Below are 19,595 nucleotides of genomic sequence, written 5' to 3' on the forward strand. Positions count from 1 at the left end.
GAAGTGAGGCCCACCGGCTCGTCGCGGTCAGGTCAGCGAACGCCCGGTGGGAAGGTGTGAGGACGCGGAAAACGGCACGCGAACAATCGTCATCACGGTCTCACCCTCCCTTCGCATCGCAGCGATCGACTCCGCCCGAGTATTCCGGTCCACCCCGAGCGCCGCAACCGAATAAACGGCCTGTCGCGATGCGGGCGGATGCCGCCGGCATGTGCGGGCGGGGCCCGATATCGCGGTGCGGTACGGCCGGACGGACGTGTACCTTGCGGGCATGCGACGGTGCGGTGAGTGCGCGCAGTGGGAGCCGGCCGGCGCCCATGGTTGTTCCCGGTGCGCGAGGCTGGTCGACGAGATCGTGGAGGAGGGCTGGCGGGCCTTTCTGGAGCGCGAGTTCGGCACTCCGGAGCCGCCCGGCGAGCGGCTCATCGCCGAGATGGTCGTGGACGAACCGGACCGGCATGCGTGGCGCGTGGTGGACGCCGCGTACGACCGCCTGACCTGCCCGGAGTGCGGCGGCCGGCTCAGCAGGGGCCCGGCCGGATGCGCCCCCTGCGACCTGGCCAACGGTTTCCGCTACGCGGCCGTCGAGATCGACCGCCCGGACGTGCCGCCGGGCAACGAGCACGCGCTGCGGGTCAACGTGGCCGTGACGCGCCGCCCGTACGGGATCTCGGCGTCGGAGGTGCTGCTGCGGCGCCTTTCGCTGCCCGTGCTCCTGGACGGCCGGCTGCCCACCGTCGAGCAGGCTCAGGCCACCAAGGCCATGGTGGGCAGGGGCGCTTCCGAGGCGGAGCTGGCCGCGGTCATCTTCGGTGACTGGGGAACGGACCCCTAGGCGGGCGGCCATGGCAAGGTGAGATCGAGATCCACCTCGAATCCCACGTTGAGCTGCAGGCGCTTGCGATGGATGCCTGTGGGGACATACACCTTGACCGCAGGCTCAAGCTCGAAGGTGTAGACGACGGGCGCGCCGTCTTCCTGTTCGACGCGCCAGAAGTGCTTGATGCCGGCGTTGGAGTATTTGATCGGTTTGGTGGTCCGATCCCTCTCCACGGATTCCTCCGACACCACTTCAGCCACGAGGTGCACATCGTCCGGTCGGAAGGATGTGGTCGACGCGCTGATCGCGGGCTTCTTGACCAGGAGGATGTCTGGTTCAGGACGCTGACGCATGCCCAGCGTGACCGTCATCTCGCGAACGACCGCCAGATGCGCCGGCGGCCTGAGCTCCGTCTCGAACAGCCGGAGTGTGAGCATGTGGAGGGCCGTCTGCGGTGGCCTCATGACGAGTGACCCGTCGATCAGCTCGACGTGCCGGGGCGCGTCAGGGGGAAGGCGATCGAGCATGTCGGCGGTCCAGCCACCGGGAGGGCCTGGGTAGAACCACTCCGGGAGGGCCGTGGTCATCGGAAGTCCCTCCTCGCGCGGCGCGTACACGTGTCACGACGAGCGATGGTCAGGGCTCGTTCCTGCGCTCCTCCATCGTGCGGCGGTAGAGGTCGTCGATCTCGTCCAGCGGGTCGGGGTCGCGGCGCCGGGCCTCGATCTCCAGGTCGGTGCGGGAGGTCAGATCGGCGATGCCGGACGCGGTGTGGTGGACCTGGTCATTGAGCAGGCCGGTGCGGATGCGGGCGCACGTGGCCGTCAGCGTGGCCTGGTGCTGTCTGAGCCGGTCGAGGGTGACGTGGTCGACGTAGGGGGACACGCGCTGCTGCTGGGCGAACATCGCCAGCTGCTCGTCGTGCGTGTCGACGTGCTTCGTCAGGTCGGCCATGATCCTCGGCAGGTCGCCCAGGCCCCACCCCTGGCGCTGGGCCTGGTCGACGGCCTGGCGGGTGAGGGTCATCTCGCGGCGCAGGTCGAGCCGGAGGCGCTCGGTCTCGGCGGCCTGGCCCGTGCCCATCGCGTTGACGTGCGTGGTGATCCGGGTCGTGGCCTCCCTGGCCTTGACGGCGGCCTTCTTGCCCAGCTTGACCAGCACGTAGATGCCGACGCCGCCCAGCAACAGGAGGAACGCCAGGATCACCAGGGCGATGAGAAGGATTTCGCTGATCTCCGCCACCTCCTGTCGGGGTTGTTGATGTGAAGGATAGTCCGGCCGGGCGGGTCTGGGGTGCCTGGCCGGAGCGGCTCTTGATCGATCAGTTTGGCCTGTGTTTCAGTTCACCATCGGCATCGGTCGCCGGGCGGCGGGTCACGCCTGCCGGCGACGCGACCAGAGGCGTTGTGCGGCAGAAGGGAACAGGGCGGTGCTTGAGGACAAGGTTGTGATCGTCACTGGTGGTGCGAGGGGGATGGGGGCGGCGACAGCTCGGCGGTGTGCCGCGGCGGGTGCGCGGGTGGTCCTCACGGATGTGCTGGTCGAGGAGGGTACGGCGACGGCCAAGGAATTAGACGCCCGGTTCGTCGCCCACGATGTGCGGGACCAGGATCAGTGGGCGGCGGTGGTCGCCCGGACGGTCGACGAGCACGGGCGGCTCGACGGGCTTGTGAACAACGCCGGCATCGCCACCATGCTGATGATCGAGCAGCAGTCGGCCGAGGAGTTCGAGAACGTGCTGCGGGTCAACCTGCTCGGCGTCTTCCTTGGTCTCAAGGCGGTGGTGGGGCCCATGCGGGAGTCGGGCGGCGGTGCGATCGTGAACCTGTCGTCGGTCGCCGGCCTCAGCGCCCTGCCCGGCACGGGCGGCTACGGCGCCTCGAAATGGGGGGTGCGCGGGCTGACCAAGATCGCGGCGTTGGAGTTCGGGCGGCACCGCATCCGGGTCAACTCCGTGCATCCCGGGATGATCGTCACAACGATGACCGAGCCGCTCGGCGCGGTGTCCGGCGACGGCACCTTCCCGCTGGCCCCGGCCGGGCGCTGGGGGGAGCCGGAGGAGGTCGCGGAGACGATCGCCTTCCTGCTGTCCGACGCGGCCTCGTACGTGACGGGGGCCGAGCTGGCCGTCGACGGAGGGCTGACGGCGGGGGAGGCCGCGCTGCTGCTCCGCCCTGACAGAAGCCGCATGGAGGGGAACCGGCAGGACGAGGGCCCGCGGGACGGGACCGGGCCGGACGAGGAACAGCCGGAAGGGAAGCGGTAGGCCGATGCCGTACGCCGACGTCGGGGAGGATGTCCGGCTCTTCTACACCGATGACGGTGACGGGCCGCCGCTGCTGCTCGTACACGGGTGGGGCGCCGACTCGCACCAGTGGTCGTGGCACATCGACGCGCTGGCCGACCGGCACCGCGTGATCGCCGTCGATCTGCGCGGCCACGGTTACTCGTCGGTTCCTGAGACCGGCAACACCCCCCGCGCGATGGCCGGGGACCTGCACGCCCTGCTCGGCGACCACCTCGGCATCCCGCAGGCGACCGTGGCCGGGCACTCGATGGGGGCCCAGGTGGTGTCCATCCTCGCCGTCGAACATCCCGGGCGGGTACGCGGGATCGTCGCCGTCGACCCCGGCTACGGCATGACGGAGGACGTCGCCGCCGGCTTCCCCCAGATGATCGCGGGCCTGCGTGGCGAGCACGCGCACGCGGTCGCCGAGCAGATCGACGAGTGGTGCACGAACGCCGCCACCCCCGCCGTCATCAGGCGCTGGCACAAGCGCCGGTTGCACGCCATGCCGCCGCACGTGCTGGCGGAGGCGTTCGAGGCGATGTTCACCGGTCCGGGCGCGATCGGGGTGCGGCCGGCCTCCGACGACTACCTGGCGCGCAGGCGGTGCCCGGTGTTGTCGATCTGGTCGGATCCGGGCCGGGCGCGCTGGGAGGCCGGGCTGCTGAGCGATCCGGCCTCGAAGGTGGTGTGCTGGGAGGGTTCGAGCCACCGGCTGCACGAGGAACGGGCCGCCGAGTTCGTCCGCCTGGTGGAGGGGTGGGTGGCCCGCCTGCGCACATGACCGGCCGGTGGCCGGCCCGGTGAGCGGCCTGGTGAGCGGCCTGGTGAGCGGCCCGGGGCCAGGTCGGGTGGCGTGCTCAGGCCGGGGGCGGCCTTACGCCGGGGGGCGGCTTCGGGCCGGGGGCGCTCCTCCGGCCGCCCGTCCGCGGGCGCGGCGGCGGCGTACTTTCCTGATCAGCCACCAGCTCAGGACGGCGAGCAGCAGCAGCGCGACGATCACGAGGACGGGCAGGAAGATCGCGACGAGGCTCATGCCGAGCGCGCCCGCGTCCTCCGCCGTGCTCACGACCGGCGCGCCGGTCCCGGCCGTGCCGACGTTGATCACCGGCCGGGCGGTGGTCTTGACCACGTGGACGGCCAGCGCCATCACGATGCCCAGCAGCCATCCGGCCCACGGGTGCTCGGCCATCCAGGTCGACCGGTCGAGTTCGGCGGCGGCGCTGGTGGCGGAGAACACCACGCCGCCCGACGCCGGGCGGACCACGGTCTGGATGGCGTCGTTGACGCTGTCGACGGCGGGGACCTTGTCGAGGACCGTCTCCGCGATCAGCAGCACCGCGATCACGGCGAGCACGCCCCAGTTGGACAGCCAGGCGTAGCCGTCGGGGAGCTTCACGGCGTCGGTGACGTTGGCGAGCACGCCCACGACGAGGAGCGGGATGTAGGCGTTGAGCCCGGCGGCCGTGGACAGGCCCAGACCGGTCAGAGCGGCGAGCATGCCCCTAGTCTGCCCGGGCCGCGTCGTCCATGAGGTCCGCCAGGGCGGGACCGGTGAACTCGGCCACCGCCCGCTCGTACTTCTCCATCCCCCAGGACCAGAAGTCGAAGTCGATGCTCGCGTTCGCGCTGTCCTGGATGGAGGCCCAGAGTGTCCAGCCGTACTTGGACATGAGGCCGAGCAGGCGGGCGCGGGCGATCTTGTGGCGGAGCGGGCGGCCGTAGTACGCGGTGACGAGCGCCTCCAGGTGGCCGGACGGCAGGTCGGACTCGCTCCAGACGTTGCCGAGCTCGAAACAGGGGTCGTTGTTGCCGGCGTACTCGTAGTCGATCAGCCAGAGGCGCCGGCCGTCGTCGAGGATGTTGCCGGGCAGGAGGTCGTTGTTACACGGAACCGTGCCTTCATCCCGTATAGCCAGACATTTCCGGATCTCGGCAACGATGGGCATGAACTCGAGGTATCTGGCCGGAAGCCGGAAGCCGCGTTCCTGAACGATCTCCAGATAGCGCCGCTGCACGTCGAACATGTCGAAGTCGCTCACGAACCGCGGCCCGGCGTGCAGCCGCCGGCACACCTCCGCCACCCTCGGCAGGTTGGCCGGATCGTGCAGATCCGCCTCGGTGAACGTGCGCGCCTCGAGGTAGCCCACGACCAGCACCCCCTGGCCGGGCAGGTACGCGTGCACCGGCGCGCCGACCCCGGCGCGCGCCGCGGCCAGCGAGTTGGCGTGCTCGGCGTCCCTGTCGATGGCCAGCAGCGCGCCGTCGCTGGCCGACACGCGCACGACATACGTGCCGCCGGGCGTGGTCACCTTATAGTTGCGATTGGTCAACCCCCCTGGCAGCTCCTCCACGGCTCGTGGCACGCCGGACAGCAGGGGGATGCGATCGAGGACCTGGGCAACGGCCATGGTCGATGCTAGCTCCACCGGCCTAAACGGTCTAGACCTTTTATGGTACGGCGGTTAGCCTCGCGACCATGAGCGACTCGGCCCGCATCGTGATCATCGGTGGTGGGGTGGGCGGCACGTCCGTCGCCTACCACCTCACCCAACTAGGCGAACGCGACGTCGTCCTGCTGGATCGGGACGAGCTCACCAGCGGCTCCACCTTCCACTCCGCGGGCCTGGTCGGCCAGCTGCGCGCCGACCCGACGCTGACCCGGATGAACCAGTACTCCGTCGAGCTCTACCGCACCCTCGACGCCGGCTGGACGGAGTGCGGCGGCATCAAGCTGGCCTCCACGCCCGAGCGCATGGCGGAGATCCGCCGCCAGATCGGCTGGGCGCGCACGTTCGGGCTGCCGCTGCGGGAGATCTCGGTGGCGGAGGCCGTCGAGCTGTTCCCCCTCATGGACCCTGAAGGGGTCGTGGGGGCCGCGTACCTGCCCACGGACGGGCAGGTGGACCCCTCCCAGCTCTGCTACGCGCTGGCCGCGCGCGCCCGCGAGGGCGGGGCGAGGCTGCGCACCAAGACACGCGCCCTCGGCATCACCACCGCACGGGGCCGGGTCACCGGCGTGCGCACCGACCAGGGCGACATCGACTGCGAGATCGTGGTCAACTGCGGCGGCATGTTCGCCGCCGAGATCGGGCGCATGGCCGGCGTGCGCGTCCCGATCGTGCCGATGTCCCACCAGTACGTGGTGACCGACGCCTTCCACGACCACCAGGGCCTGCCCACGCTGCGCGACCCCGACCTGCTCGTCTACTACCGGCAGGAGGTGCAGGGCCTGGTCATGGGCGGCTACGAGCGCACGTGCGCGCCCTGGACGGCCGGTCACGACACCTTCGACGCGATGCCGCCCGACTTCAACGGCCGCCTCCTGCCCGAGGACTGGGCGAGATTCGAGGAGATCTCCGACAACTCCAGGATCCGCGTGCCGGCGATGGCCGACGTCGGCATCCGCAAGCTGATCAACGGGCCCGAGGCCTTCACCCCGGACAACGAGTTCTGCCTGGGGGAGACGGAGGTGGGCGGGTTCTTCGTCGCGGCCGGGTTCTGCGCCCACGGCATCGCCGGCGCCGGCGGCATCGGCAAGGTGATGGCGGAGTGGATCGTCGAGGGCGAGCCTGCCATGGACGTCCGGCACATGGACATCCGCCGTTTCGGCCGCCACTACCGCTCGCCGTCGTACACGATCAAGCGCGCGGTCGAGAACTACGAGACGTACTACGACATCCGCTACCCCGGCCACGAGCGGTCGGCCGGACGGCCGCTGCGGGTCTCGCCCGCGTACGCGTGGCACCAGCGCCACGGGGCCGTCTTCGGCGAGAAGGCGGGCTGGGAGCGGGTCAACCACTACGCGGCCAACGAAGCCGGCGGGGACGGCGGCGAGCGCCCCGCGGGCTGGGCGGGCCGCGAGTGGTCGCCGGCGACCGGGGCCGAGCACCGGGCCACGCGCACGGCCGCGGGGCTGTTCGACGAGAGCTCGTTCGCCAAGATCGAGGTCACCGGTCCCGGCGCGGCCACCCTGCTGGAGTGGGTGTGCGACAACCGGGTCGCCCGCGAGGTCGGCGCCGTCACCTACACCCAGGCGCTCAACCGGCGCGGCGGCATCGAGTGCGACTTCACCGTCACCCGGCGTGGCGAGGAGGAGTTCCTCATCGTCACCGGCACCGCGTGCGGCACCCACGACCTCGGCTGGCTGCGCAAGCAGGCCGCGCTCACGGGCTCGGCCGCCAGGATCGCCGACGTCACCGGCCAGTACGCCTGCCTCGCCCTGTGGGGGCCGCGCGCCCGCGACATCCTGTCCGGCCTCACCCCCGACCCGCTCGACTTCCCGTTCATGTCGTCACGGGAGCTCACCGTGGGCGACGTGCCGGTGCTGGCGCTGCGGGTGACGTTCGTGGGGGAGCACGGCTGGGAGCTCTACTGCTCCAGCGAGTACGGGCTCGCCCTGTGGCAGGCGCTGTGGGAGGCGGGCGAACCGCACGGGATGGCGGCCTGCGGCTACCGCGCCATCGACAGCCTCCGGCTCGAGAAGGGCTACCGGGTGTGGGGTGCCGACATCGGGCCGGAGACCACGCCGTACGAGGCGGGGCTGGGGTTCTGCGTCAAGCCGGACAAGGACTTCCTCGGCAGGGACGCCCTCGACCCCGCCCCCGGGAGGCGGCTGCGCTGTGTGACGCTGAGCGACCCGGGGGCGGTCGCGCTCGGCAACGAGCCGGTCCGGGTGGACGGCCAGGTGCTGGCCCGCGTCACCTCCGGCGGGTACGGCTACACCGCCAGGCAGTCGATCGCGTTCGCGTACCTGCCGGTCGAGCCGGGGGCCGGGGTGGAGATCGAGGTCGAGGGCGCCTGGGTGCCGGGCACCGTGGTCAGGACCCCGCTGGTTCCGTGACGCCGCTGCGCACCGAGATCCGCACCCGGTCGGGGCGGAACAGGTCGCGGGCGAACTCCACGGGCATGCCGCCCTCCGCGTACGCCGTGCGCTCGATCAGCATGAGCGGCGCGCCCGGCGTCGTGCCCAGTTCCGCGGCCTCGGCCGGACGGGCGATCACCGGGTCGAGCCGCTCGACGGCCGTGCGCGGCGCCAGGTCGTAGCGGCCGGCGAGCAGCGCGTAGAGGGAGCCGGTCAGGTCCTCGTCGAGCAGGCCGGGCAGGTCGGGGAAGTAGGAGCGTTCGAGCGCCACCGGCGACCGGCCCCTGGCCGACCGCGCCGAGCGCACCCTGGCCACCTCGTGCACCGGCGAGCCGGGAGCGACCCGCAGCGCCGTGGCCACCGCGGCGGGCGCGGGCACCGTCGCCGCCACCAGGATGCGCGCCTCGGCCCGGAGGTGCGCCCGCCGCATCTGCTCGGTGAACCCCGTCAGCCCGGTCAGGTCGCACTCGATGCGCGGCTCGGCCACGAACGCGCCGCCCGTCCTGCCGGGCGTCCTGATGAGCACGCCGTCGCGTTCGAGCGTGGCCAGCGCCTGCCTGAGCGTCATCCGGCTCACGCCGAGCCGCCTGGCCAGCTCGCGCTCGCCGGGCAGCCGGTCGCCCGGCGCCAGCTCGCCGCTGGAGATCGACTCGAGCAGCCACCGCTCGATCTGCACGTGCGCGGGGACGCCGGTGCCGCGCTCCAGCTGAGGCGGTGTCCCGACCACACGCGCATCGTAGCCCGGTCAGCCCTCGACGGTCTCCCGCGGCCTGGGAGAGGGCAGGGGCAGCGGCAGGCCCGGCAAGCCGTCGATGCTGGTGGCGACGTGCTCCTTGCGCGAGAAGTAGGCGTTGAGCGACTCGTCGTCCTCCCGGGCGAACCGCTTCGCGTGCAGGTCGCGGTCCTGCTCGTAGGACATGAGGGGAACCGCGAAGCCGCAGGTGTCGCGGATCAGCTCGGCGTGGACGACCACGATCGCGCGCAGCCCGTGCACGCCGGCGTCGACCGTCGGGAAGCGGGCGGCCAGCTCGGCCCACCGGGGGTCGTCCCTGAAGACGGGCTCACCGCGCCCGTGCACCCGCACGATGGTCGGAGGACCCTGGAAGGCGCACCACATCAAGGTGATCCGGCCGTTCTCGCGCAGGTGGGCGACGGTCTCCGCGTTGCTGCCGGCGAAGTCGAGGTAGGCCACCGTCAGCTCGTCGAGCACCGCCAGCGAACCGCTCACTCCCTTGGGGGAGAGGTTGACCGTGCCGTCGCCGGCGAGCGGCGCGGTCGCCGTGAAGAACACGGGCTGCGCCTCGATGAACGTCCGCAAACGGTCGGTGATGCTGTCGTACGTCTTGCCCACGGTGTCCCCGTCCTTGGTGTAGGAGCGCGGCGCGCGACCACGAGCCGCCGAAGCGCCATTCTCGCCGACCGGCCGTCAGGGGCGTCACCCGGACAGGCGCCTGAGCCGCTCCACGGCCTCACCGAACTCGCTGACCAGGTCGTAGACCACCTGCCTGGCCGGTTTGACCTGGTCGAGCTGGCCCACGACCTGCCCTACGTAGTAGTTGACCAGTTCCACCGCCCCCGGCTCGCCCTTCTCCGCCGCCGCCGCGATGCGCGCCATGGCCCCCTCGGCCACCAGCAGCTGCAGCGGCATCCCCAGCGGGCCGGGGCTCTCCTGGCTGGAGTCCCACTCGTCGGTCCAGGCCGACCGGAGCTGCCTGGCCGGCTTGCCCGTACGGGACCTGGACCTGACCGTGTCCAGCGACGAGGCCTCCAGGAACTTGCGCTTGACCGCGGGCGGCGTCTCCGCCTCCTCCGTCGTGAGCCAGACCGAGCCGCACCACACGCCGTCCGCGCCGAGCGCCATGGCCGCGGCCATCTGCCGCCCCGACGCGATGCCGCCCGCCGCCAGCACGGGCACCGGCCCCACCGCGTCCACGACCTGTGGCACCAGCACCATGGTGGAGATCTCGCCGGTGTGCCCGCCCGCCTCGGTGCCCTGTGCCACGATGAGGTCCGCGCCCGCCGCGACCTGCCTGCGCGCGTGCTCGACCGTGCCGACCAGCGCGGCCACCGGCACGCCCGCCTCCCTGGCCCTGGCCACCATCTCGGGCGGCGGCGGGCCCAGAGCGCTGGCGATCAGCCCGATCCGGTGTTCGAGCGCGACGTCGATCAGCCCTGTCGCCCCCGACGCCGTCACCCGCCGGCCGAACTCGTCGGCCACCGCCGTCATCGGCTGCGGTGCCGCGCCCACGCCGTATTTGGACAGCAGGTGGGTGACGAAGTCGCGGTGCCGCTCGGGGATGAAGTCCATGAGGTGCGCGCGCCGGTCGAGCGCGGAGGCGTCGACCTTGCCCGGCACGAGCACGTCGACGCCGTACGGCCGGCCGCCCACCCGCTCGTCGATCCAGGTGAGCTCGGTGTCGAGCCGGTCGGGCGAGTACGCGATCGCGCCCAGCACCCCGAAGCCGCCCGCGTTCGTCACCGCGGCCACCACGTCGCGGCAGTGGCTGAACGCGAACAGGGGGAACTCGATGCCCAGGCGTTCGCAGATGGCGGTTCGCATGATGTGACGCTAACCGTCAGAACGATGTTCGGTCCAGATCAGGATCCGCTGTCGGCCAGGACGACGTCGGGGGCGTGCCAGCCTAACTCGGCCGTGTAACCGCGTACCCGCCTGGCCGGCACCCCGGCCACCACGCTGTGGTCGGGGAACTCGCCGCGCACCACCGCCCCGGCGGCCACCACGCACTGGCGGCCGAGTGTCGTGCCGGGCAGGACGATCGCGCCGGCGCCCAGCCACGAGCCCGAGCCGATCGAGACCGGGCTGTTGCGCGGCCACTGCCTGCCGATCGGCACGTCGGGGTCGTCGTAGACGTGGTTCTGGTCGGTGATGTAGACGTACGGGCCGGTGAAGACGTCGTCGCCCACGTCGATCGACTGGTGGGCCACGATGTGCGTGCCCCGGCCGATCGAGCAGCCGCCGCCGATGCGCAGGATCGATCCCGGGCCGAGGTCCACGCCCGGGCCCATGCCGCACGAGAGCGACACCCGTTCGCCGATCAGGGTGTGGTCGCCGATCTCGATCCACTGCTCGCCGAAGATCGCGCCAGGGGGGAACGCGATGCTGACCCCGTCGCCGAGCCGGCGGAACCGGTGGCCCGCCGGACTGGCCGGAGTGATCGCGCCCGCGCGGCGGATCGCCCGGTAGACACGGTGAATCAGCGCGCCCGTTGCCCGCCGTACGAGTGACATAGAGTCCAAAGTTACCCTCAGGTCATGCCGTTCGCCCATGTGAGGGGCGTTGTTTGATATCCTGAGAGCCCGTGGACACTTCGACCACACCTCGAGCCACGGGAGCCCCTTTGCGCAGCGCATCGCAAACCAAGCATCTGTTCGTCACCGGCGGTGTCGCCTCCAGTCTCGGCAAGGGCCTCACGGCATCCAGCCTCGGTCGCCTGCTCAAAGGGCGCGGTCTCAGGGTCACCATGCAGAAGCTCGACCCCTATCTCAACGTCGACCCCGGCACGATGAACCCGTTCCAGCACGGCGAGGTCTTCGTCACCGACGACGGCGCGGAGACCGACCTCGACGTCGGCCACTACGAGCGGTTCCTCGACACCGACCTGCACGGTTCGGCCAACGTCACCACCGGGCAGGTCTACTCCAACGTCATCGCCAAGGAGCGGCGGGGCGAATACCTGGGCGACACCGTCCAGGTCATCCCGCACATCACCAACGAGATCAAGGACCGGATCAGGGGCATGGCCGGTCCCGAGGTGGACGTCGTCATCACCGAGGTCGGCGGCACGGTGGGCGACATCGAGTCGCTGCCCTTCCTGGAGGCCGTGCGGCAGATCAGGCACGAGGTGGGGCGCGACAACGTCTTCTTCCTGCACGTCTCGCTGCTGCCGTACATCGGGCCCTCGGGAGAGCTCAAGACCAAGCCGACGCAGCACAGCGTGGCCGCGCTGCGCAGCATCGGCATCCAGCCGGACGCGATCGTGCTGCGCTCCGACCGGCCCGTGCAGACGTCGATCAAGCGCAAGATCAGCCTGATGTGCGACGTCGACGAGGACGCCGTCGTCTCCTGCGTGGACGCGGCCTCGATCTACGACATCCCCAAGGTGCTCCACTCCGAGGGCCTCGACGCGTACGTGGTGCGCCGGCTCGGCCTGCCCTTCCGTGACGTCGACTGGAAGGAGTGGGAGCAGCTCCTGCGCCGCGTGCACCGCCCGGCGAGGGAAGCCACTGTCGCCCTTGTGGGGAAATATATTGATTTGCCGGACGCGTACCTCTCGGTGACCGAGGCCCTGCGGGCCGGCGGGTTCGCCAACGACGCGCGGGTCAACATCCGGTGGGTCAAGAGCGACGACTGCGAGACCCCCGAGGGCGCCGCGCGCGAGCTCGACGGCGTCGACGGCGTGCTGATCCCCGGCGGGTTCGGCGTGCGCGGCATCGAGGGGAAGATCGGCGCCATCCGCCACGCCCGCGAGGGCAAGATCCCGCTGCTCGGCATCTGCCTCGGCATGCAGGGCATGGTCATCGAGGCCGCCCGCAACATGGCGGGCGTCGAGGACGCCAACTCCACGGAGTTCGACCCCGACACCAAGCACCCGGTCATCTCCACCATGGCCGACCAGGAGGACGTCGTCGCCGGCGAGCGTGACATGGGCGGCACGATGCGGCTGGGCAGCTACACCGCCAAGCTCGCCGAGGGCACCCTCGCCCGGCAGCTCTACGGCGGCGTGGCCAAGGCCGACGAGCGCCACCGCCACCGCTACGAAGTCAACAACGCCTACCGCGAGCAGCTGGAGAAGGTCGGCCTCGTCTTCTCCGGCGTGTCGCCCGACGGCCGCCTGGTCGAGTACACCGAGCTGCCCCCCGACATCCACCCGTTCTTCATCGGCACCCAGGCGCATCCGGAGTTCCGCTCCCGGCCCACCCGGGCCAACCCGATGTTCAAGGGTCTCATCGGCGCGGCCCTGGCCTACGCCGACGGCCGCGTGGGCGCGACGACGGTGGGCCAGTGACCGCCGGCGGCGACGGTTCGCCCGACCGGCTCGTGCCGGGCGTGATCAGGGACACGCCCGAGTCGTGGGACGTGCTCGAGACGAAGCAGCGGTTCGAGGGCCACGTCATCAAGGTGGTCACCGACACCGTCAGGATGCCGCGCGACGAGGCGGCCGAGCGTGACTACGTGATCCATCCCGGGGCCGTCGCCGTGCTCGCGCTCGACGACCAGGACCGCGTCCTGCTCATCAGGCAATACCGTCACCCCACCCGCCGCCTGATGTGGGAACTGCCCGCCGGCATCCGCGACGTGCCGGGCGAGCCGCTGGTCGACGCGGCCGCGCGCGAGCTCGCCGAGGAGGCCGGCTACCGCGCCGCCACCTGGCACACGCTCGTCGACCTGCGCACCTCTCCCGGCATGAGCGACGAGCGCATCAGGGTGTTCCTGGCCCGCGACCTGACCAAGATCCCCGACGAGGAGAACGGCTTCGTGCACCGGCACGAAGAAATCGACATGCCGGTCGAATGGGTCCCTCTGCCCGACGCGGTAGAAAAGGCGCTCATGGGAATGATCCACAATTCCCCGGCCGTGGCCGGTATCCTCGCCGCGTACGCGGCTTCGGTTGAGGGACTCGCCCTGTTGCGCCCCGCCGACGCCCCGGAGGCGTGACGGAAGGACCGATCGTGGAGGCCGTGCTCTCCAGCTACCTCGCCCATCTGGCGGTGGAGCAGGGCGTGGCTGCCAACACGCTCGCGTCCTACCGTCGTGACCTGCGGCGCTACTACGAGCACCTGCGGGCGCGCGGGCGCCTGGAGCTCCACGAGGTGGGCGAGGCGGACGTCCTGGCCTTCCTCGCCGCGTTGCGCGAGGGCGACGGGGAACACCCGGCGCTCGTCGCCAGCTCCGCCGCCCGCGCCCTGTCGGCCGTGCGCGGGCTGCACCGTTTCGCTCTGCGCGAAGGCGTCACGGCCCACAACCCCGCCCACGAGGTACGCCCGCCGCGCCCGATGCGCAGGCTCCCGAAGGCCATCGCCGTCGACGAGGTCGAGCGGCTGATCGCCGCCTCGGGCCCGGACGGAGCGCCTCTCACGCTGCGCAACCGCGCCCTGCTGGAGGTCCTGTACGGCACGGGCGCCCGCATCTCGGAGGCCGTCGGGCTGGCCGTGGACGACCTCGAGGACGAGCAGGTGCGCCTGCGCGGGAAGGGCGGCCGCACCCGCGTCGTGCCGCTGGGGCGCTATGCTCGCTCCGCCCTCGACGCCTACCTCGTCCGCGCCCGGCCCGGCCTGCTGGCCCACGGGCGCGGCACGCCGGCCGTCTTCCTGAACGCCAGGGGAGGCCGTCTGACCAGGCAGGGAGCGTGGGAGGTGCTGCACGCGGCCGCCGAACGAGCCGGGCTAAAACAGATATCTCCCCATGTTCTCCGACATTCCTTCGCAACTCATCTCTTGGACGGCGGCGCGGACGTTAGGGTGGTCCAGGAATTGCTCGGCCACGCCTCGGTGACGACCACCCAGGTCTACACCCTGGTCACGGTCGACAAGCTCCGCGAGGTCTACGCCGCGGCGCATCCACGGGCCCGGCAGTGATCTATAGTCTTTGCGGTGTGCGGCACCCTCGGCGTGCCGCCTTGCCGCGTTAAGTGGTGACGCCATAGTGTCCGTCCGGACGGTCCGGTTCGGGATCGTCAGGGAGGTTCGAGCTGGTGACTGTGACGACCAAGGGTTCGACCCCGGGGACCCCCGACAACCCCTGGGGCGACACGAAGACCAACGCGCCTTCCAACGGCGTCAACCTCGGGCCCACGCAGCGGCCCAGACCCGTGTTCCCCGAGCCGGTGGTGCCCGACGTGCACGGCCCGGCGCGCGTGGTCGCGATGGTCAACCAGAAGGGCGGGGTCGGCAAGACCACGACCACCATCAACCTGGGCGCGGCCCTCGTCGAATACGGGCTCAAGGTGCTGCTGGTCGACTTCGACCCGCAGGGCGCGCTCTCCGTCGGCCTGGGCATCAACCCGCTCCAGCTCGACCTGACCGTCTACAACCTGCTGATGGAGCGTGGCGTCACCGCCGAGGACGTCCTGCTCGAGACCGGCGTCGAGGGGCTCGACCTGCTGCCGAGCAACATCGACCTGTCGGCCGCCGAAGTGCAGCTCGTCACCGAGGTCGCCCGCGAGCAGGTGCTCGGCCGCGTGATCAAGCCGCTGCTGCCGCACTACGACGTGTGCCTCATCGACTGCCAGCCGTCGCTCGGCCTGCTCACCATCAACGCGCTCACGTGCGCCCATGGCGTCATGGTGCCGCTGGAGTGCGAGTTCTTCGCGCTGCGCGGCGTGGCCCTGCTGATGGACACCATCTCCAAGGTCCAGGAGCGGCTCAACGAAGACCTCGAGATCGAGGGCCTGCTCGCCACCATGTACGACGCCCGCACCCTGCACGGCCGCGAGGTGCTGGCCCGCGTGGTCGACGCGTTCGGCGACAAGGTGTTCCACACCGTCATCAACCGCACGGTGCGTTTCCCCGACGCGACCGTCGCCGGCGAGCCGATCACCACCTTCGACCCCTCGTCCCTCGGCGCCAACGCCTACCGTGAGCTGGCGCGCGAAGTGCTCTCGCGCTGGCCCGCGCCTGCCACAATGGCCAGGTGACCGCAGAGCAGACCGAGCCCCAAGGGTTCCAGGTTCACCTGGACGTCTTCGAGGGTCCCTTCGATCTGCTTCTCGGCCTCATCGCCAAGCACAAGCTCGACATCACCGAGGTCTCGCTCTCCAAGGTCACCGACGAGTTCATCGCCTACATCCGCTCCCGCGGCCCCGAGTGGGACCTCGACCAGACCAGTCACTTCCTGCTGGTCGCGGCCACGCTGCTCGACCTCAAGGCGGCCCGGCTGCTGCCGTCGGGCGAGGTGGAGGACGAGGAAGACCTGGCCCTGCTGGAGGCCAGAGACCTGCTGTTCGCGCGGCTGCTGCAGTACAAAGCGTACAAAGAGGTCGCCAAGATCTTCGCCGGGCGGATGGCCGAGGAGTCCCTGCGCTTTCCCCGTACGGTGCCGCTCGAGCCGCAGTTCGCCGACCTGCTGCCCGAGCTCATCCTGGGCATCGGGCCCGAAGAGCTCGCCAAGATCGCCGCCAGGGCCTTCACGCCCAAGCTGCCGCCCACGGTCAGCGTGGGGCACATCTACCAGCCGCTGGCGAGCGTCAAGGAGCAGGCGGCCATCCTGGTCATGCACCTGCGGCGCCTCCGGCGGGCCACCTTCAGGGCGCTGGTGGCCGACTGCGAGGGCACCTTCGAGGTCATCGCCCGCTTCCTGGCCGTGCTGGAGCTGTTCCGGGAGTCGGCGGTCACGTTCGAGCAGGTCGAGCCGCTGGGCGACCTGCACGTCACCTGGACGGGCGCCGACGACGGCGACGTCGCGGTGGGGGACGACTACGAGGAATCCGCGGAGAAACCATCCCATGACTGACAACCCACTGCCTAACCCCCGCAAGTCTCCCGACTCGGAGCCGCCGCTGCCCGCCTGGATGACCCTCCCCGGCTCCCTCGTCCAGCCCGGCGCCCCGGAGGCGGAGACCTCCCCGCCCGACGACCCGCCCCCGCCCCACGAGGACCCGCCCCACGAGGACCCGCCCCAGGACGACCCGCCGTCCCGCGCGGAGACGTCCGTCGCGGACGACACGCGCGTCGAGGGAGGCACGCTGTCTCGTGCGGAGACGTCCGCTGCGGACGACACGCTGCCTGCGGAGGCGCGGGCCGCGGACGACACCCCCGGCCCGGGCGAGCCGGAGGCCCACAGGGGCAGGTCCGTCCGTGGGGGGACGTCGTCCCAGGACGACACGACGTCCAGGGCTGGGACGCGGCCGGACGAGGACCTGGGACGTGACGAGGACCTGGGCCCGGACGAAGACGTGGCGCAGGACAGGGAGCGGGTGCCGCAAGATGAGCCGGTGGCTGGTGCTGACGGGCCGGCCTTCGCCGCTGACAGGACGGCTGAGGGCGACGGGCCGGTGACCGGCGCCCCCCGCCGTGACGAGGCGGCGGACGGCACGAACACCACCCCGGCCACGGGAAACGGCGCCCTGACACCCGGCGACGGGCCAGACGTGGACGCCGCTGCCGGACGCGCGGTGGGAGCCGAGCCGGGGGAGGGGCCGAGGCTCGAGGCGGCGCTGGAGGCTATCCTGCTTGTCGTTGACGAGCCGGTCGCCGAGGTGACCCTGGCTCAGGTGCTCGAACGGCCCACCCACGAGGTCGCCGCGGCGCTGCGTGGGCTGGCGGCGGAATACACCGTCGCCGGACGGGGTTTCGACTTGAGAGAAGTGGCGGGTGGTTGGCGTTTCTACACGCGTGCCGACTGCGCGCCGCTGGTCGAAAGGTTCGTACGCGACGGCCAGCAGACGCGGCTGACCCAGGCCGCGCTCGAAACACTCGCGGTCGTGGCCTACCGGCAACCGGTGAGCCGTTCCCGCGTCGCCGCCGTACGCGGCGTCAACAGCGACGGTGTCATGCGCACACTCGTCGCCAGGGGGCTGGTCGAAGAGGCCGGCACCGACCCGGAGAGCCAAGCGGTGCTCTACCGGACAAGCTCATACTTCCTTGAACGTCTGGGACTACGGGATCTGAGCGAGCTCCCCGAACTCGCGCCCTTCCTCCCCGACGACGTGGAAAACCTCGAGGAGACAACAAAGTGATCAACAGGCGCAGCACCCCGTCCGGTGATGGACGCGGTCGTGGACGCACAGGCGGCTCCGGCCGTGGTGGGCGTCCCGCCTTCCGCTCCGACGACGCCCGTGGCGACTCCCGGCGTGACGACGACTTCCGCGGTGGGACCGGCCGAAGAGACTCCAGAGGCGGGTCTCGCCGTGACGACTTCCGGGGCGACGACCGTGGCCGCGGTCGCGACTCCGCACGCGACTCCCGGCCCTCCCCCGACTCCCTCCGCGCCGACCGGGGCGGCACCCGCGCCCGGTACGGCGGGCCCGCCGGGCGCGACGACGCCGGCGGCGGCCGCTACGCGCGCGGAGCCGGCCGCGACGACCGCTTCACGGGCGGCGACCGCGACGACCGTTACGATCGCGACGACCGTTACCAGAGCGAGGGCCGCGAGGATCGCCACGGACGTGGTGAGCGTCCTCGTGGCGACCGGGGAGGCTACCGTTCCGAGCGTCGTGACGAGCGTGGCGGCGGTTTCCGGTCCGAGCGTCGTGACGAGCGTGGCGGCGGTTACCGGTCCGAGCGCGGCGACAGGTTCGAGCGACGTGATGAGCGTGGCGGCGGTTTCCGGTCCGAGCGTCGTGACGAGCGCGGTGGCGGTTACCGCTCCGAGCGCGGCGACAGGTCCGAGCGGCGTGATGAGCGTGGCGGCGGTTACCGTTCCGAGCGTCGGGACGAGCGCGGTGGCGGTTTCCGTTCCGAGCGCGGCGGCAGGTTCGAGCGTGGTTACGGGTCCGAGCGGCGTGACGAGCGCGGCACCGGTTACCGTTCCGAACCGGGCGGCAGGTCCGACCGGGGTGGCTACGGAGGCGAGCGTCGTGATGAGCGCGGCGGGTTCCGGGCCGACAGGAGCGGGCGCCGTGAGGCCGGTTCCCGGAGCGCCGAGTCCACCAGGTCCCGTTACGGCAGGCGCGACGGCGATGCCCGCACCGGGCGCGACACCGGCCGCACCGGGCGTGACACCGGGCGCACCGGTCGTCCCCGGCGGGACGACGTCCAGACGATCGGGGGCAGGCGCGGCGGCGGGAACGGCTACGGCAGCCCTCAGCACGACCGGGTGAAGGCGGCCCGCCAGCCCCTGCGCGACCGTGACTTCTACCCCGAGGGCTACTCCGACGAGCGCGACACCACCGAGGTCCCTGACGGCGTGCGGCTGCAGAAGGTGCTCGCCCAGGCGGGCGTCGCCAGCCGCAGGGCGTGCGAGGAGATGATCGGCGAGGGCCGGGTCACGGTGAACGGCCAGGTCGTACGGAGGTTCGGCGCCAAGGTCGATCCCGCGACGCAGGTCATCCACGTCGACGGGAAGCGCATCCCCACCGCCCCCGACCTGGTCTACTACGCCCTCAACAAGCCCATCGGCGTCGTCTCCACGATGGACGACCCGCAGGGCCGCCCGTGCCTGGCCGACTACGTCGAGGAGCTGGCGCCGAGGCTGTTCCACGTGGGCAGGCTCGACACCGAGACCGAGGGCCTGCTGCTGCTCACCAACGACGGCGAGCTGGCCAACAGGCTGACGCATCCGAGCTATGGGGTGCAGAAGAAATACTGGGCCAAGGTGCCCGGGCCGATCCCGCGTGATCTGGGCCGCAGGCTCAAGCAGGGCATCGAGCTGGAGGACGGCATGGTCAAGGCCGACAGCTTCACCGTCGTGCAGGAGCACGGGCAGCAGGCGCTGGTCGAGGTCGTGCTGCACGAGGGACGCAGGCACGTCGTGCGGCGCATGCTGGAGGTGGCGGGCCACCGGGTGATCGACCTGGCCAGAATCGAGTTCGGTCCGGTGAAGCTGGGCCGTACGAAGCCGGGCACCATCCGGGCGCTCAGCCTGAAGGAAGTCGGCGAGCTCTACGCCGCCGTGAAGCTGTAACCTGGCCGGAAGAAGGAGCCCGTGCGATCCTCGCGCGGGCTCT

At 71.3% G+C, this 19,595-nt stretch carries 19 protein-coding genes; 11 read left to right on the forward strand and 8 right to left on the reverse strand.

Annotation, left to right across the window (positions count from 1 at the left end):
• Nucleotides 1-271: 271 nt before the first annotated feature.
• Complete coding sequence (locus ABGB14_RS07845; protein ID WP_347642847.1) at nt 272-835, forward strand: hypothetical protein; 564 nt, start codon at nt 272-274, stop codon at nt 833-835.
• On the opposite strand, the gene ABGB14_RS07850 is transcribed toward ABGB14_RS07845, so the two are convergent.
• Nucleotides 832-1,407, reverse strand: coding sequence for a Uma2 family endonuclease (locus tag ABGB14_RS07850; protein ID WP_347642848.1), 576 nt, complete (start codon nt 1,405-1,407; stop codon nt 832-834). The two genes, ABGB14_RS07845 and ABGB14_RS07850, sit on opposite strands and share 4 nt — an antisense overlap.
• Before the next feature lie 49 nt (nt 1,408-1,456).
• The gene (locus ABGB14_RS07855) at nt 1,457-2,062 is read right to left on the reverse strand and encodes a hypothetical protein (RefSeq protein WP_347642849.1); all 606 of its coding nucleotides are present in this window, start codon (nt 2,060-2,062) and stop codon (nt 1,457-1,459) included.
• A 187-nt stretch (nt 2,063-2,249) separates the two neighbouring features.
• Between ABGB14_RS07855 and ABGB14_RS07860 the strand changes: the two genes are divergently transcribed.
• Together ABGB14_RS07860 and ABGB14_RS07865 are read left to right on the forward strand one after the other, a co-directional pair.
• Nucleotides 2,250-3,086 (forward strand): glucose 1-dehydrogenase, encoded by an 837-nt coding sequence (locus ABGB14_RS07860; RefSeq protein WP_347642850.1) that lies wholly within the window; start codon nt 2,250-2,252, stop codon nt 3,084-3,086.
• A gap of 4 nt (nt 3,087-3,090) precedes the next feature.
• Nucleotides 3,091-3,891, forward strand: coding sequence for an alpha/beta hydrolase (locus tag ABGB14_RS07865; RefSeq protein WP_347642851.1), 801 nt, complete (start codon nt 3,091-3,093; stop codon nt 3,889-3,891).
• Between the two features lie 93 nt (nt 3,892-3,984).
• Here the strand turns inward: ABGB14_RS07865 and ABGB14_RS07870 are convergent, their stop codons facing one another.
• Together ABGB14_RS07870 and ABGB14_RS07875 are read right to left on the reverse strand one after the other, a co-directional pair.
• Nucleotides 3,985-4,608, reverse strand: coding sequence for a DUF4126 domain-containing protein (locus ABGB14_RS07870; protein WP_347642852.1), 624 nt, complete (start codon nt 4,606-4,608; stop codon nt 3,985-3,987).
• 4 nt (nt 4,609-4,612) lie between these two features.
• The gene (locus ABGB14_RS07875) at nt 4,613-5,518 is read right to left on the reverse strand and encodes a phosphotransferase (protein ID WP_347642853.1); all 906 of its coding nucleotides are present in this window, start codon (nt 5,516-5,518) and stop codon (nt 4,613-4,615) included.
• A gap of 68 nt (nt 5,519-5,586) precedes the next feature.
• Between ABGB14_RS07875 and ABGB14_RS07880 the strand changes: the two genes are divergently transcribed.
• Nucleotides 5,587-7,950, forward strand: a complete 2,364-nt coding sequence (locus tag ABGB14_RS07880; RefSeq protein ID WP_347642854.1) for an FAD-dependent oxidoreductase — start codon at nt 5,587-5,589, stop codon at nt 7,948-7,950.
• Here the strand turns inward: ABGB14_RS07880 and ABGB14_RS07885 are convergent.
• The 4 genes from ABGB14_RS07885 to ABGB14_RS07900 form a co-directional block, all read right to left on the reverse strand.
• Entirely contained in the window at nt 7,928-8,698 is a 771-nt protein-coding gene (locus ABGB14_RS07885; RefSeq protein WP_347642855.1) for a GntR family transcriptional regulator, read from the reverse strand. The genes ABGB14_RS07880 and ABGB14_RS07885 overlap by 23 nt on opposite strands.
• Nucleotides 8,699-8,716: 18 nt before the next feature.
• The gene (locus tag ABGB14_RS07890; RefSeq protein WP_347642856.1) at nt 8,717-9,322 is read right to left on the reverse strand and encodes a pyridoxamine 5'-phosphate oxidase family protein; all 606 of its coding nucleotides are present in this window, start codon (nt 9,320-9,322) and stop codon (nt 8,717-8,719) included.
• A gap of 84 nt (nt 9,323-9,406) precedes the next feature.
• Nucleotides 9,407-10,531 carry a nitronate monooxygenase family protein gene (locus ABGB14_RS07895; RefSeq protein WP_347642857.1) on the reverse strand — a complete coding sequence of 375 codons (1,125 nt, stop codon included), beginning with the start codon at nt 10,529-10,531 and terminating at the stop codon, nt 9,407-9,409.
• A 38-nt stretch (nt 10,532-10,569) separates the two neighbouring features.
• Nucleotides 10,570-11,220 carry an acyltransferase gene (locus ABGB14_RS07900; protein ID WP_347642858.1) on the reverse strand — a complete coding sequence of 217 codons (651 nt, stop codon included), beginning with the start codon at nt 11,218-11,220 and terminating at the stop codon, nt 10,570-10,572.
• A gap of 110 nt (nt 11,221-11,330) precedes the next feature.
• Here ABGB14_RS07900 and ABGB14_RS07905 point away from each other — a divergent pair, with 110 nt between their 5' ends.
• The 7 genes from ABGB14_RS07905 to ABGB14_RS07935 all read left to right on the forward strand — a co-directional run bounded on the left by ABGB14_RS07905 (nt 11,331) and on the right by ABGB14_RS07935 (nt 19,552).
• Complete coding sequence (locus tag ABGB14_RS07905) at nt 11,331-12,998, forward strand: CTP synthase (protein ID WP_347642859.1); 1,668 nt, start codon at nt 11,331-11,333, stop codon at nt 12,996-12,998.
• Nucleotides 12,995-13,648 (forward strand): NUDIX hydrolase, encoded by a 654-nt coding sequence (locus ABGB14_RS07910; RefSeq protein WP_347642860.1) that lies wholly within the window; start codon nt 12,995-12,997, stop codon nt 13,646-13,648. The genes ABGB14_RS07905 and ABGB14_RS07910 overlap by 4 nt, the downstream gene beginning before the upstream one ends.
• Nucleotides 13,645-14,568, forward strand: coding sequence for a site-specific tyrosine recombinase XerD (locus tag ABGB14_RS07915; protein WP_347642861.1), 924 nt, complete (start codon nt 13,645-13,647; stop codon nt 14,566-14,568). Before ABGB14_RS07910 ends, ABGB14_RS07915 begins: the two co-directional genes overlap by 4 nt.
• 116 nt (nt 14,569-14,684) lie before the next feature.
• Complete coding sequence (locus tag ABGB14_RS07920) at nt 14,685-15,626, forward strand: ParA family protein (protein WP_212746156.1); 942 nt, start codon at nt 14,685-14,687, stop codon at nt 15,624-15,626.
• Nucleotides 15,623-16,441: a segregation/condensation protein A gene (locus tag ABGB14_RS07925; protein WP_347642862.1), complete on the forward strand. Its 819-nt coding sequence runs from the start codon at nt 15,623-15,625 to the stop codon at nt 16,439-16,441. Before ABGB14_RS07920 ends, ABGB14_RS07925 begins: the two co-directional genes overlap by 4 nt.
• A gap of 661 nt (nt 16,442-17,102) precedes the next feature.
• The gene (gene scpB, locus ABGB14_RS07930) at nt 17,103-17,666 is read left to right on the forward strand and encodes an SMC-Scp complex subunit ScpB (RefSeq protein ID WP_347643141.1); all 564 of its coding nucleotides are present in this window, start codon (nt 17,103-17,105) and stop codon (nt 17,664-17,666) included.
• Nucleotides 17,663-19,552 carry a pseudouridine synthase gene (locus ABGB14_RS07935; RefSeq protein ID WP_347642863.1) on the forward strand — a complete coding sequence of 630 codons (1,890 nt, stop codon included), beginning with the start codon at nt 17,663-17,665 and terminating at the stop codon, nt 19,550-19,552. Before scpB ends, ABGB14_RS07935 begins: the two co-directional genes overlap by 4 nt.
• The last annotated feature ends 43 nt before the right edge of the window (nt 19,553-19,595 follow it).

It is taken from the genome of Nonomuraea sp. B10E15 (assembly GCF_039871615.1).
In the GTDB taxonomy this organism is placed as follows: Bacteria; Actinomycetota; Actinomycetes; order Streptosporangiales; family Streptosporangiaceae; genus Nonomuraea.

Excerpts from the sequence above, each read along its gene's own strand:
- ABGB14_RS07850 (WP_347642848.1), bottom strand. The coding sequence starts at position 1,407 with ATGACCACGGCCCTCCCGGAGTGGTTCTACCCAGGCCCTCCCGGTGGC.
- ABGB14_RS07875 (WP_347642853.1), bottom strand. The coding sequence starts at position 5,518 with ATGGCCGTTGCCCAGGTCCTCGATCGCATCCCCCTGCTGTCCGGCGTG.
- ABGB14_RS07895 (WP_347642857.1), bottom strand. The coding sequence starts at position 10,531 with ATGCGAACCGCCATCTGCGAACGCCTGGGCATCGAGTTCCCCCTGTTC.
- ABGB14_RS07880 (WP_347642854.1), top strand. The coding sequence starts at position 5,587 with ATGAGCGACTCGGCCCGCATCGTGATCATCGGTGGTGGGGTGGGCGGC.
- ABGB14_RS07845 (WP_347642847.1), top strand. The coding sequence starts at position 272 with ATGCGACGGTGCGGTGAGTGCGCGCAGTGGGAGCCGGCCGGCGCCCAT.
- ABGB14_RS07865 (WP_347642851.1), top strand. The coding sequence starts at position 3,091 with ATGCCGTACGCCGACGTCGGGGAGGATGTCCGGCTCTTCTACACCGAT.
- ABGB14_RS07870 (WP_347642852.1), bottom strand. The coding sequence starts at position 4,608 with ATGCTCGCCGCTCTGACCGGTCTGGGCCTGTCCACGGCCGCCGGGCTC.
- ABGB14_RS07900 (WP_347642858.1), bottom strand. The coding sequence starts at position 11,220 with ATGTCACTCGTACGGCGGGCAACGGGCGCGCTGATTCACCGTGTCTAC.